The sequence below is a fragment of the Paracoccus sp. (in: a-proteobacteria) genome, from assembly GCF_032007265.1.
Taxonomy (GTDB): Bacteria; Pseudomonadota; Alphaproteobacteria; order Rhodobacterales; family Rhodobacteraceae; genus Paracoccus.
In genome coordinates this window covers 1-13,449 of sequence record NZ_DALZMB010000103.1, presented here as the reverse complement: position 1 = coordinate 13,449, position 13,449 = coordinate 1, and the positions used below count along the sequence as shown (strand labels likewise).

Annotated in this window: 13 protein-coding genes; 11 read left to right on the top strand and 2 right to left on the bottom strand. The window is 60.2% G+C overall.

What is annotated here, in order from left to right:
• Positions 1-393: 393 nt before the first annotated feature.
• Entirely contained in the window at positions 394-1,623 is a 1,230-nt protein-coding gene (locus RTS12_RS17035; protein ID WP_312530641.1) for a cupin domain-containing protein, read from the top strand.
• Between the two features lie 4 nt (positions 1,624-1,627).
• On the top strand, positions 1,628-3,139 hold the full coding sequence (locus RTS12_RS17030) for an ethanolamine ammonia-lyase reactivating factor EutA (protein ID WP_312530640.1): 1,512 nt from the start codon (positions 1,628-1,630) through the stop codon (positions 3,137-3,139).
• A gap of 65 nt (positions 3,140-3,204) precedes the next feature.
• Here RTS12_RS17030 and RTS12_RS17025 read toward each other — a convergent pair whose 3' ends face one another.
• Positions 3,205-3,420, bottom strand: a complete 216-nt coding sequence (locus tag RTS12_RS17025) for a hypothetical protein (RefSeq protein WP_312530639.1) — start codon at positions 3,418-3,420, stop codon at positions 3,205-3,207.
• Positions 3,421-3,690: 270 nt separating this feature from the next.
• On the opposite strand from RTS12_RS17025, the gene RTS12_RS17020 reads away from it, so the two are divergent.
• The 9 genes from RTS12_RS17020 (at position 3,691) to nikR (ending at position 12,790) form a co-directional block, all read left to right on the top strand.
• Entirely contained in the window at positions 3,691-5,259 is a 1,569-nt protein-coding gene (locus RTS12_RS17020; protein ID WP_312530638.1) for an ABC transporter substrate-binding protein, read from the top strand.
• Positions 5,250-6,245, top strand: coding sequence for an ABC transporter permease (locus RTS12_RS17015; RefSeq protein WP_409455704.1), 996 nt, complete (start codon positions 5,250-5,252; stop codon positions 6,243-6,245). Before RTS12_RS17020 ends, RTS12_RS17015 begins: the two co-directional genes overlap by 10 nt.
• Positions 6,242-7,084, top strand: coding sequence for an ABC transporter permease (locus RTS12_RS17010; protein WP_312530635.1), 843 nt, complete (start codon positions 6,242-6,244; stop codon positions 7,082-7,084). Before RTS12_RS17015 ends, RTS12_RS17010 begins: the two co-directional genes overlap by 4 nt.
• Positions 7,081-7,785, top strand: coding sequence for an ATP-binding cassette domain-containing protein (locus tag RTS12_RS17005; protein WP_312530633.1), 705 nt, complete (start codon positions 7,081-7,083; stop codon positions 7,783-7,785). Before RTS12_RS17010 ends, RTS12_RS17005 begins: the two co-directional genes overlap by 4 nt.
• A 1-nt stretch (position 7,786) precedes the next feature.
• Entirely contained in the window at positions 7,787-8,410 is a 624-nt protein-coding gene (locus tag RTS12_RS17000; RefSeq protein WP_312530631.1) for an ATP-binding cassette domain-containing protein, read from the top strand.
• 152 nt (positions 8,411-8,562) lie between these two features.
• Positions 8,563-9,432 (top strand): hypothetical protein, encoded by an 870-nt coding sequence (locus RTS12_RS16995; protein ID WP_312530629.1) that lies wholly within the window; start codon positions 8,563-8,565, stop codon positions 9,430-9,432.
• Between the two features lie 18 nt (positions 9,433-9,450).
• Positions 9,451-10,668, top strand: a complete 1,218-nt coding sequence (locus RTS12_RS16990; protein ID WP_312530627.1) for a hypothetical protein — start codon at positions 9,451-9,453, stop codon at positions 10,666-10,668.
• Positions 10,669-10,732: 64 nt separating this feature from the next.
• Positions 10,733-12,238 carry an ethanolamine ammonia-lyase reactivating factor EutA gene (locus RTS12_RS16985; protein ID WP_312530625.1) on the top strand — a complete coding sequence of 502 codons (1,506 nt, stop codon included), beginning with the start codon at positions 10,733-10,735 and terminating at the stop codon, positions 12,236-12,238.
• Between the two features lie 84 nt (positions 12,239-12,322).
• The gene (gene nikR / locus RTS12_RS16980; RefSeq protein WP_312530623.1) at positions 12,323-12,790 is read left to right on the top strand and encodes a nickel-responsive transcriptional regulator NikR; all 468 of its coding nucleotides are present in this window, start codon (positions 12,323-12,325) and stop codon (positions 12,788-12,790) included.
• 43 nt (positions 12,791-12,833) lie between these two features.
• Here the strand turns inward: nikR and RTS12_RS16975 are convergent.
• On the bottom strand, positions 12,834-13,449 hold a 616-nt coding region (locus RTS12_RS16975; RefSeq protein WP_312530621.1), incomplete at its 5' end, for an amidohydrolase family protein.

Below are 13,449 nucleotides of genomic sequence, written 5' to 3'. Positions count from 1 at the left end.
CCGACATCGTCCAAGAGGGATTGTGGCGCAGGATCAGCGCCTCGGTCGCCTCGACAACATTGCCAGCCAGCGGCAGCCAGTCGAAATGGGCAATGACACGATGACGGCGAGACGGGCCGGCGTTGTGGGGCTTGGTCAGCATTTGTTCGCGTGCGGTGGCCCGCCTTCATTCTTGCAAAAGCGCACCATCAGGTCTGGCGTGAATACGCCAACTTCAAGCGGATTGGCGTGTGGCCACAGTCCAAAGATGAGGATCGCTTTCAGTGGGAAGAAGGGACGTTTTGCTTGCCAAAAGGATCGCCTCAGCATAGTTTAAACAGAACGACGATCCGCATAGCAGAACGATAGATTGAGTCAGCGGGATCGAGTGAAGGTCAGAGAGGTAGGGAAAGAATGCACGACGATCCGCAAATGGGCGCCCATTGGCACGAGCCGGCTGGCAATAAGAAGGCGGGATTTGGCGAGTTTCAGAAACAGCCGACGCCCTATGACCGTTTCATGGATGAAGAGGATATCCCGGTCTATCGCGATCTCGGCGTATCGGATGTCAAAAATCTGCCGCTGAAGCCCTGGGCGCGGACCGGTGGGCGCGGGACCTATATCCAGCTTTACGGCACCGAGACCAAATGGGGCTGCCACCTTGTCGAAGTGCCGGCAGCTGGCGAGCTTAAACCCGAAAAACACATGTATGAGGAAATCTACATCGTGGTCGAGGGGCGTGGCTCGACCGAAGTCTGGCTTGAGGGCGAGACGCGCAAGCATGTTTTCGAATGGCAGGAAGGGTCAATGTTCTCGATCCCGGTCAATGCCTGGCACCGGATCGTCAACGCGACCAATAGTCCGGCACTGCTGCTGGGCGGTACGACTGCGCCTGTGGTGATCAATGCGCTGCAAAACACGGATGCGGTCTTCAACAACCCCTATGTCTTCCGTGACCGTTTCTCGGCCGATGACGGTTTTTACAAATATCGCGAAGAGATCGAGCCTGATCCGGTGCGCGGTCTGGCGATGCGTCGGACAAACTTTATCCCGGATGCGGTGCATTGCGATCTTCCGCTCGATAACCGCCGCTCGCCGGGGTATCGCCGGGTCGAGCCCTTCATGACCAATAACTCGTTCTACTTCTGGTTTGGCCAGCATGAGAATGGGCGTTATTCCAAGGCGCATGCGCATACTTCGGCCGCGGTGCTGATCTGTCTTCAGGGTGAAGGATATACCTATACCTGGCCTGAAAAATACGGCGTTAACCCTTGGGCTAATGGCCATGCCGATAAGGTTCGCCGCCTTGATTACGGCAAATTTGGCATGGTGACAGCTGCACCGGGCGGCGCACGTTGGTATCACCAGCATTTCTCGGTCTCAAAGGACCCCTTCCGCCTGATGGCTTGGTTTGGTCCCCATAATCCGGGCCGCGATCCCGGCGCACCGGGCGAAAAGCACACGGACTACACCGCGATCGATGTCAATGAGGGGGGCACGGCGATCCCCTATTGGATGGAAGATCCCTATATTCGCAACGAATACGAGGCCCATCTCAAGCGAAACGGGGTCGAGCTGCGGATGAAGCCGGAATGGTATGAAAAGCCCGCAGATACGACCACGAAGAAATCAACCGTGGTCTGATCAGATGATGGATCTGGAGGATCGACAGGGCGGGCGCATCTTCTTTTCAAGCGTCGGACGCAGCATGGAAACCGAGGATGAGCTTGAGCTGGTAAGCGTCGGCATCGATATCGGATCGTCGACCTCGCATCTTGCATTCTCGAAGATCATCCTTGAACGTCTTGATACCCGATACATGGTGGTGGAGCGCACGCTCCTCCACCAATCAGACGTTTTGCTGACGCCTTATCTGGCGGATGATACGATAGATGCCGAGGCGCTTGGTGATTTCATCGCACAGCAATATAAGCTTGCGGGGCTGACGCCCGACGGCATCGACACAGGCGCATTGATCCTGACCGGTGTTGCAGTGCGACGTTCGAATGCGCGGGCGATCGGCGAGCTCTTCTCGGCGCAAAGCGGTCGCTTTGTCGTCGTATCGGCGGGGGATGCGCTGGAAACCACCTTGGCGGCCTTTGGCTCTGGGGCGGTCGCGCTCTCGGGCACAGGGGGTGGGCAGCGCGTTCTCAATATCGACATTGGTGGCGGGACGTCGAAACTTGCCCTTGCCAAAGGGGGGGCTATCCAGTCGATCAGCGCACTTGATTCCGGGGCGCGGATCATTGCCTTTGATGAGGCGCGTCGGGTGACGCGTCTTGAGGATGCTGGGCGGCATTTCTCGCGTCAGACTGGCCATGCGCTGGAAATCGGCCAGAAGCTGTCGGTGGAGGCCGAGCACGTGATTGCCGGGGCGATTGCGGATGCGATCTGTGAGGCGGCGGGGATCTTGCCTTTGTCGCAAGAGGTCAGTGCGCTGCACCGACTCGAGCCGCTGGTCGTGGGCGCGCGCCCCGATGCGGTCACGGTGTCGGGTGGGGTGTCCGAGTTCCTCTATGGTCGCGAAGAGGCCGGTTTTGGTGATCTTGGTCCCGCGTTGGCGCAGGCCTTGCGGAAACGGCTTGAGGGGTGGGGCGTGCCCTTGGTTGCACCACAACAGGGCATCCGGGCAACTGTGGTCGGCGCCTCGCAATATACGGTGCAGGTCAGTGGCAGCACGATCTTTGTGCATCCGATGGAGCTTTTGCCGATCCGCAACATTCCGGTCATCAAGCCAGCCTTGGATTTCGGCGACGAGATCGATCCTGTGGCGGTCGCCCGCGCCGTCAGCGAGGCATTGTCGCGGCTTGATCTTGGGCATGGCGAGACGCCCGTCGCACTTTACTATCACTTTCAGGGCTCGGCGAGCTTCCGGCGCCTCGACAGTTTCTGCCGCGGTGTCACTGAAGGGCTGGCACCACTACTTGAGGCGGGGCACCCTGTCGTTCTTGTCGCCAACAGCGATGTTGGTGGTCTGGTTGGGATGCATTTTCTCGAAAACTTTAACCAGCGCCGGGTCGTCTCGATTGATGGCGTTGAGCTGGAAGAGTTCGAGTTTATCGACATTGGCGCGATCCTCGAAACCTCGGGTTCGGTGCCGGTGGTCGTCAAGTCGCTGGTCTTTCCCGGTCATGGCCTTGGGAATACTGCGACTGGTTAACGCATAAGGGCAAGTTAACGCATAAAGGCTGCGGGCAGGCTGCCCGCAGATTCCTTGTTTGGCTATCAGGCAATCAACTTTGCATGGCGCGCAGCGATCCGAGGCAGCTCGGATTTGCTGATGCCAGCACGGCGACGTTCCTGCGCCGTCATTTGGGCCAATGCCTGATAGGCGCGATAGGCTTGCAACCCAGCCATCAGGCCAAGCGAACCAGCCGGAGCGCTGCGCCGCAGGCGGTCAGTTTTCCCGGTCAGGGCAATATTTACATCAGAGATCGTCATGGTTTGGTTCCTTTCCAATACTGAGATGGCATCGATGTTGCGCTGCGCCAAGGGACGGAATGCCGCACCGCAGAATAAATTCAATCCCTCATCCTTTCGTGTGAAATTTGCCGCAGGATTGTGGGTATCCATGCCGTTCGTTCCTCTATGCAAAACATCGGATCGCATGCAGGCGCAATATATTCACATATCGGAACGATTCTGATTGACAGACTCGGCAAGAGAGTATGAATATTTAATAATTAGATCATACTTCTCGAAGGGTAAAGTATGTCTTTCTCTTTTTGTCGACTTTTCGTTTTAGGGACGTTCTGCCTTGTGTCAGGGGCGGCCGAGGCGCGCCCACTGGTGCTTGCTGTCGGCGGTGAGCCCGAGCTTGGTTTTGATCCGGTGATGGGCTGGGGGCTTTATGGCAGCCCGCTGTTTCAGGCCACCTTGCTGCGTCGTGATGCGCAGCTGGATTTCATCGGCGATCTTGCGACCAAGTGGACTGCCTCTGCCGATCGGCTGGTGTGGAATGTTCAGATCCGAACCGATGCGAAATTCTCGGACGGTATGCCCCTGACGGTCGAGGACGTTGCCTTTACCTATGAAACGGCCCGAAAGGCTGGTGGGCTGGTCGATTTGAGCGTGCTTGACGCGGTGCGGGTGACTGGATCGGACACGATTGAATTTGTCCTGAAACGGCCGCAGATCAGCTTTCTGAGCCAGATGGCGACGCTCGGCATTGTTCCCGCCAAGAGCTATGGCAAAGATTACGGTCGCGCTCCGGTTGGGGCCGGGCCTTTTCGCATGCTCGAATGGCGACAGGGCGAACAGCTGGTGGTCGAGCCGAATCCCTATTGGTTCGGCGGCGACATCCCCTTTGAGCGCGTGACCTTCGTCTTTGGCTCCGAGGAAACCGCGATGGCACTGGCCCATTCCGGTGTCGCGGATCTTGTTGCGGTGCCACCCGCGCGCGCCGATGTCGTGCCGGCAGGCATGGCGCTTTTGAACGTTAAATCCGTAGACAATCGCGGCATCAGCTTTCCGATGGTTGCATCACGCGAGATTGCCGGCAACGACGGCGTGCCGGTTGGCAATGACGTGACGGCCGATCCCGCGATCCGCCAGGCAATCGACCGGGCGCTTGACCGCCAGCAACTGGTTGATCTTGCGGTATCCGGCCATGGTCGCCCGGCCTATGGCCCGGCAGACGGGCTGCCTTGGGATAATGCCGAGGCGCGGGTGAGCGACAACGATCCCCAGGGCGCGCGCCAGCTTCTTGCGGCAGCGGGCTGGACCGATCAGGACGGCGACGGGGTACTGGACCGCGACGGAAGGGCTGCGCGCTTCAGCCTGCTTTATCCGGCCTCCGACAGCACGCGACAGGTTCTGGCGCTTGGCGTTGCACAGCAGTTGCACGAAATCGGCATTGATGCGCGGCCCGAGGGGCTTTCATGGCCCGAGCTTGGTCGCCGAATGCACAGCGAAGCGGTGGTCTTTGGCTGGGGCTCGCATGACCCGCTTGAGGTCTTCAATCTGTATCACTCCGGGCGGGCGGGCATCGATTACCTCAACCCCGGCTATTACGCCAATCCCGTGGTCGATGCCCATTTTGCACAGGCTGAATCAGCGCCTGATTTCACCAGCTCGCTTGACGCCTGGAAGGCCGCGCAATGGGACGGAACGACCGGTTTTGGCAGCAAGGGCGACGCCGCCTGGGCTTGGCTTGTCAATATCGATCATCCCTATTGGGTATCTGATTGTCTTGATCTTGGCCCCTTGCAGCTGCATCCGCATGGGCACGGCTTCCCGATCACCCATGACCTGCCAAGCTGGCGCTGGACATGCGAGTGAACGGCTGGCTTGTCCGACTGCTTTGGGAACGTGCGCTGCGGCTGGCGCTTTTATTGCCTCTGGCTGCGATATGTCTTTTCACCCTCGTGTCCTTGGCGCCGCTCGATCCGATCCGTGCATTCGTCGGTGCCCGCATGGCCCTGATCGGGCCTGAGCAGCAGGCGCAGATCGCCGAGGTCTGGGGTCTGAACGAGCCGCCCACCCAAAGGTTTCTGCTTTGGGCAGGGCAGGTGCTGCAGGGCGATTTTGGCGACAGCATGGCCTATAATGCGCCGGTTCTTCAGGTGATTGCGGCGAATTTCCCGCCGACGCTGGTGTTGCTGGTGGTGGCTTTCGTGCTGGCGCTGGTGCTTGGCATGGCTGCGGGGATGGCCGCGGCCGTCTGGCGCGGGCGCTGGCCGGACCGGCTGATCCGGACCGGCGCGGTGATTGTCGCCGCCTCGCCGGGGTTCTGGATCGCGATCCTTTTGATCGCGGTCTTTGCGGTGGCACTTGGCTGGCTGCCTGCCTGTTGCGCGATGTCGCCGGGCAGGCTGGCCAGCGAAAGCGCGCTGGGTGATCGCTTGCGCCATATGATCCTGCCGGTATTGGCGCTTTCGGTGGTGAATATGCCAAGCGTTATCCTGATCAGCCGCCAAAAGCTGATCGGCTTTCTTGAGGGCCCTGCCGCCGCCCACCTGCGCGTGCATGGCTATTCCGATCTGGGGATCGCGCGTGGGCCGGGCCTGCGCCATACCCTAGGAACAGCGCTTGCCGTCCATCTGGCGAGTGCGGGCGAGCTGTTCGGCGGCGCCGTGCTGATCGAGACCGCTTTTGCACTGCAGGGTATGGGGCAGGCGACGGCGCGGGCGGCCTTGGGCGGCGATGTGCCTTTGCTTCTGGGGATCGGGCTGGCGACGCTGATCTTTGTTTTCATTGGCAATACGCTTGCTGATGTCGCAGCGGGCCTGCTCGATCACCGCCAGCGCAGCGGGTATCGGTCATGACCATGCTGCCCGATCCTGCTCGCCTCCAATGGCCTGTCCTTTCGCTGCTTGGCATTGCGGCGCTTGGCCTTTTCGGCTTTGCGATGCAGGGGCTTGATTGGTCGGCGGCCGAGCGTGTCGCCGCCGCAAGCCGCGGTCTGTCGCCTAGTTTCGCCCATCCTTTCGGAACCGATATGTTAGGACGCGACGGGCTGACGCGAACGCTTCTGGCGCTTTGGACCAGCGTCAGGATTGGGTTGACGGCCTCAGCCATATCGACGGTGATTGCGCTGGTGATGGCACTGGCCGCCGCGTCCCATCCGGTGATCGACCGGCTGGTGCAGATCCTGACCGAGCTGGTGTTAGGCCTGCCGCATCTGGTTTTGGTGATCTTCGTCTCTTATGCGGCGGGGGGCGGTGCTTCGGGTGTCGTACTTGGCGTGGCGCTGACCCATTGGCCGCGACTCTCGCGGGTGCTGCGCCACGAGGCCCAGTTGGTGGCGACAAGCGATTATGTTCTGATCTCGCGGATGTTGGGGCGCGGCCCGCTGTGGCTGGCACGACATCATCTGATCCCGCATCTCATTCCCTTTCTGATCGCAGGATTCGTGCTGATCTTTCCCCATGCGGTGCTGCATGAGGCGGCGCTTAGCTTTCTTGGCCTTGGGGTCGAGCCGCATGTGCCCTCGATTGGCATCATGCTGTCGGAATCCTTGCGCGCGATCATGGCGGGGCAATGGTGGACCGCGCTTTTTCCCGGACTTGGCCTGCTGACCGTCGCCTTGTCCTTTGAAATCTGCGGCGAAAGGCTTGCGCGCCGCAGCCAGCTTGCAACCTCTGTCGAGGAGATCTCCAGATGACCCTTTCGCTGCGTGACCTGAGCCTGCATTCAACGCTTGCCCCCGCGCCGCTGCTAGACGGGCTATCGCTCGAGATCCCGCGCGGCGCGGTGACTGGTTTGTGCGGTGGGTCAGGGGCAGGAAAAAGCCTGATTGGCGCCGCCCTGATCGGCCAGCTGCCACGGGGGATTCGCCAAAGTGGCACCATCGACCGCGGGCAGGGACCCTGCCGGATCGCGATTGCTCCGCAAAGTCTTGAAGGGCTGGATCCGCTGGCACGCGTGGGGGCGCAGTTGCGCCGCTTTGCGCGGTTCGGCGATGTCGCGGCCGACCCCTTGGCGTTGCTGGACAAGGTTGGCTTGCCCACCACCTGTGCAAAACTCTGGCCGCATCAGCTGTCGGGTGGGCAGGCGCGGCGGGTACTGCTTGCGACTGCGCTGGCGACGGGTGCGGATTACCTGATCGCCGATGAGCCGACAGCCGGACTTGATGCGCCCCAGGCGCTGCGGATCATGGCGCTGTTGCGCGGTTTTGCAGATCGCGGGCAGGGGGTGCTGATCATCAGTCATGATCTCGTCTCGCTGGCGGGGGTCGCTGACCGGATCGCGGTTTTGCATCAGGGGCGTCTGGTCGAGACCGCGCCCGGCCGAGCGTTCTCGTCCAAGGGGCAGGATTTGTCCGAGGGCTATGCACGCGACCTTTGGTGTGCGCAGGCGGCCTGAGATGTTGCAAGCCCGCGGCATTGCGCTGTCCTATGGCAATAAGGTCTGCCTTGCCGGGGTCGATCTTGCCATCGCTTCCGGCAGGATCATCGGCCTGAGCGGGGCCTCGGGGGTGGGTAAGTCCAGCCTTGGGCGTGTCATGGCGGGGGCATTGACCGCGCAGCAAGGGCAAGTGATGCTGGATGGTGCCCGCTATGACGGCCCCCAAAGGGGGCGGGTCGCCACGGTGCAATATGCGCCGCAGGTTACCGAAAAGGCCGTCGACCCGCGCTGGAGCATCGCCAAGATCCTTGCGAATGGTGGCCAGACCCCGGATGCGATGCGCGAGGCCTTTGGTATCAAGCCGGATTGGCTAGGGCGTAAGGCGGGCGAGATTTCAGGCGGTCAGCTTGCGCGCGTATCGCTGGTGCGGCTGTTTTTGCCCAAGGTTCGTTTTGTCATCTGTGACGAGATCGTAGCCCATCTTGATGCCTTGTCAGCGATCGAAATATTGACCGTTCTGCAAGGCGTTGCTCGCGAAAGCAACATTGGTATTCTACTGATTTCTCATAATAAAGCTCTTCTCAATCGCTTTGCTGACCAAAGTTTCGAACTGGTGGAAGGGCGGCTGAAGTCGGGAAAATGAACCTTGGCATATCGAAGCCGCGATGCCCCGGTTGACCGATCATCTTGCTCTGATATACTTCATTTAAAGAACATCGGTCCGCATGTAGGAACGTAAGTGCGGGGGCCCAGCGGTTGAATGCGGGGCCGTTTATCAGTCTTGAGGAGGACGGTTTGGCGACGAAGCTGGTTTTGAAGACGGCACTTGGCGCACATGCCCATGTCAAACCGTTAAGGGATGGTCGCGTCAACTCGGATCGGGTCACGCTTGAGTTTCACGATTTCGAGCCTTTGCCCAAGGCCTTTCGCCTGATGGTGCGAGGCGATGATCTTGATCTGTCGGAAATGGCGGTCGTAACTCATCTGCTTGCTGTCGATTGCGGCCGCGAACATATTGGGTTGGCGATCCCGCTGTGGTCGCGCCTGCCTCATGCCAATCTTGTCTGCGCTGCGAACGGGCCCATCAACTGCGTCAAGGATCTTGAAGGCACACGGGTTGGGGTACGCGCCTATGCTCAAACCTCGGGCGTCTGGGTGCGAGGTATCCTTGAGGAAGACTACGGCGTCGATCTGAATTCGATCCTGTGGGGCACGATGGAGGATGCGCATCTGCCCGAATATGTCGATCCGTCGATCACGCGGCGCTATCCGCCCAAGCCTGCCCTGCGCGATCTGATGCTGGCGGGCGAGTTTTCCGCAATCATGGGCGAGCGTGTGGTCGATCCGGCCAATATCCGACCGGTCATCCCCGATGCCGAAATCCGCGCCCGCGAATGGATCGCGCGCACAGGTATCCATCCGATCAACCACACCCTGTCGATCCGCCGCGCACTGACCCAGGCCCATCCCTGGCTTGCAGCCGAGCTGATGGAAATGTTCGACCGTGCCCGCAGCCTAGCCATTGCCGAAGACGGGGCCGAGGCGCCCCCGGCCTATGGATATGAGGCGAACACCGCCACCATCGACAAGCTGCTCGACTATTCGCATCGCCAGCAGATCACACAGCGGCGCTATTTGCCGTCCGAACTTTACCTTCCGATCTGAGCCGAAAAGGACCGATCTATGACCGATACCGCGACCGCCGCTCAAGACCTGCCCATCACCCCGGACCCCGAACATCGCAAATTTCTGCTCGACCCCTACAAGAGCTGGGCCGAGGGCGAGGGCATTCCGGTTCATCTTGATTTCGGCCATCAGCTTCTTGGGCTAAAGACAGGTGACTGGGACCGCTACGAGGCCAAAGGCTGCTTTGCACATACCCATGGCATGGGCGACTTCATGGCCAATTACGTCCTCGAGGTCGCGCCTGGTCAAAAGACCCGGCCCGTGCAGCACATCTACGAATCCTTTTTCTTCGTGCTCGAGGGCTATGGCTCGACCGTGGTCTGGCTGCCTGATGGCACCCGCCGCAGTTTCGAGTGGGGGCCCAAGGCGCTTTTCGCAATCCCGCTGAACTGCAAATACCAGATCCTGAACGCGACAGGTCAGAAAACGGTGCGGCTGTCTGTGACCAATGACGCGCCGCTGGTTATCAACCTGTTCCATAACCTTGATTTCGTCTTCAACAACCCCTGCACGTTCCCCGACCGCGTCGGCGATCCTGACCAGTTCGAGGGAGGCGGCAAGCTTTACTCTTACGGCAAGGATTCACTCAGCAAGGTCCAGAATATCTGGGAGACGAACTTCATCAACGATCTGTCCAAAGTCCGGCTTTATGCCTTCGTGGGCCGCGGCAAAGGATCGACCAATGTGAACTTCTCGCTGGCTGACGGCACGGTTCACGCCCATGTCTCGCAGATGCCGACCGGGCGCTATAAAAAGGCACATCGCCATGCCGCGGGCACGCATGTCCATGCGATTGACGGCACCGGCTATTCGCTGCTGTGGTATGAGGGCGACAGCGAATTCGTCGAGATCCCCTGGGAACATGGCTTCATGTATACGCCGCCTTTCTGGATGTATCATCAGCACTTCAACACCTGCGACCAGCCAGCACGCTATTTCGCCTGTTCGCTTGGCAGCCGCCGCTATCCGTTCATCGCGCTGCGCCGCAAAAGCGCCGAGGGCAAGGGGGCGGAATCGGTCAAGAAGGGCGGTCGTCAGATCGAATACGAGGATCAGGATCCCCGCATTCACCGCAAGTTTCTGGACGAACTTGCCGCCAACGGCGTTGCCTCGCAGATGGGCGATACCTTTGACGAGGCTGCGATTGCGGCACTTGACCCTGCCAGCCTGACCGGTGTGATCAAGGTGCCACAATCGACTGGCCCGGCGATCTGATCCCAGATCGCCCGAGCCAACCCACAAGACGACCCAAGAGCCGACCCGGAAGCAGGAGTGAACCATGCATGATCTAGAGTTTGACCATGAGCATGAGGCAGCGCTGGACGAGGCTGTCCAGCTGGCCATCGCAGAGGCAATCTGGGAGCAGGAAACCGTCGACCTGCTGACGGTGGGAATCGATATCGGCTCATCGACCACGCATCTGCTGTTCGCGCGCGTCATTTTGCGCCGCGAGCAGCACGATCTCTCAAGCCGCTTCCGGGTGGTTGAGCGTCGCATCATCTGGCGCAGTCCGATCCGATTGACGCCGTTCCGGCCGGACGGGACGATTGACGCCCATGAGCTGCGCCACTTCTTTGGCCATTGCTACGAGGATGCCGGTTATAAGCGCGCCGATGTCGATACAGGTGCGGTCATCCTGACCGGTGAGGCGATCAAGAAAGTCAACGCCCGCGCCATCAACGAGATCTTTGCCGGGGAATCCGGGCGCTTTGTCTGTGCCACTGCCGGGCATCGGCTAGAGGCGACGCTGGCCGCGCAGGGCTCGGGGGCGGTGACGCTGTCGCAAGAACGTGGCTGTGGGCTGCATGTCGACATTGGCGGGGGCACCACCAAGCTTGCGCTGGTGCGCGACGGCGAGGTTCTGGATGTTGCGGCTTTTGCCGTCGGTGGTCGCCTGATTGCACAAGACAAGGACGGCGTCTGGAGCCGTATCGATGATTCCGCGCGTTTGCTGGCGCAGGATCTGGGCATCGCCGCAACCCCCGAGGCCATGGCCGATCAAGATAACCGCAACCGCATTGCCCACCGTATGGCGGGGCTGGTGATGGATCAGATCCGCGGCGAGGGCCTTGACGCGCTGGGCCAGTCGCTTTTGCTGACGGCGCCGCTTCGGCGCGATTGCTCACCGAATTTCATCAGCTTTTCCGGCGGAGTCTCGGAATATATCTTTGGCTATGAGACCGCTGATTTCGGCGATATCGCGCGAATGTTGGCAGGTGAAATCGTCGATCAGCTGCGCCAGCAAAGTGATGCCGTGATCATCGACGCGGGTCAGCGCATCCGCGCGACGGTGATCGGTGCTTCGCAGTTCACCGTGCAGGTCAGTGGCAAGACGCTTTACCTGACCCGCGAAGAGGCGCTGCCGCAGCGCAATGTCCCGGTGGTGCGTCTGTCAGGGGATTTGCCAGATGTGATCATCGCCGATGATGTCGCTTCTGCGCTGCGCCATGCAGCCGCCATGCAGGATTTGGCGCTTTCAGGCGCGATAGCTTTGGCCTTCACCTGGAGCGGTATCCCCGATTATGCGCGGCTGCGGGCATTGGCCGAGGGGCTTGTTTTGGCGGCGCTTGGCGATGGGCCACGTGATGGTCTGCTTGCGGTGGTGATCGATGGCGATGTTGGACTTAGCATCGGTCGTATCCTGCGCGAAGAGCTGGGCTTTGACGGCGATCTTGTCTGCCTTGATGGCATCCAGCTGAAGGACCTCGATTTTGTTGATATTGGCTCTTTGATGGAGCCGCCTGGGGTGATTCCGCTGGTCATCAAATCACTGCTCTTTTCCTAGACGGCGAGCAGGGCGCTGGTCTTTGCCACAGTTCTGCGGCAGATCTGAACGCAATAGGAGCGCGGCCAAAAGGAGAGCCTTGCCATGATCCGGACCACCATCACCCTTGATGACGAGCTGGCGCAGGAACTCGACGCCTATATCGAACGCTCGGGCGCGGCCAACCGATCCGAGGCCGTGCGAGATCTGGTGCGGCGGGGCCTGAATACCGACGCGGCCGAAAGGTCAGATGCTGATTGCATGGGCGTGATTTCCTATGCGATTGATCAGCAAATACCGGGTCTTGCCAAAAAGACGCGGCTGGCTCGGCTGGATCGCCATGATGAATTCATCGCGATCCAAAGCATTCCGGTCAACCATCGTTGGACGCTGGACATTGCGGTAATGCGCAGCACCGTGGCACGGGTCACGGACTATTCTCACCAGCTTTTCCTTGAGCGCGGCGTGCGCCATGGCAGCACGGCGCTGTTGCCGATCGGGGCCGAGGATCACGACCATGATCATGAGGGCAGGGCGCATCACCGCCATGTCCGGATTCAGGAAAGCTTTTGAAGCAGCGGCCGCCCGGATGTCCGGCAGCGGCCGCTTTGCAATCTTACAGCCCTTGGGCGGCCAGCTGATCATCCAGTCGCGGATAGGCGCGGCGCGCATTACCGGAAAAGACCTTGTTGCGGTCATCGGCGCTTAGACCCAGCGCGTCGATATAGCGCTTGGTGTCGTCGAAATGATGGCCGGTCTCGGGGTCGATTCCTTTGACCGCTCCGAACATTTCCGAGGCGAAAAGGATGTTGTCGATATCAATGACCTTGAACAACAGATCGATTCCCGGCTGGTGATAGACGCAGGTGTCGAACCAGACGTTTTTCATGACGTGCTGGTTCGGATGCGGACGCCCAAGCATATCCGCCAGGCCGCGATAGCGCCCCCAGTGATAGGGTACCGCGCCGCCGCCATGCGGAATAATCAGGCGCAGGTCCGGGAAATCGCGGAACAGATCACCTTGCAGGAACTGCATAAAGGCGGTCGTATCAGCGTTGATGTAATGGGCGCCGGTGGCATGGAAGTTCGGATTGCAGGTGCCCGAGACATGGATCATCGCCGGGACGCGCAGCTCGACCAGCTTTTCATAAAAGGGATACCAGCTGCGGTCGGTCAGCGGTGCGCTGGTCCAGTTGCCGCCCGAAGGGTCGGGGTTCAGGTTGCAACCGACA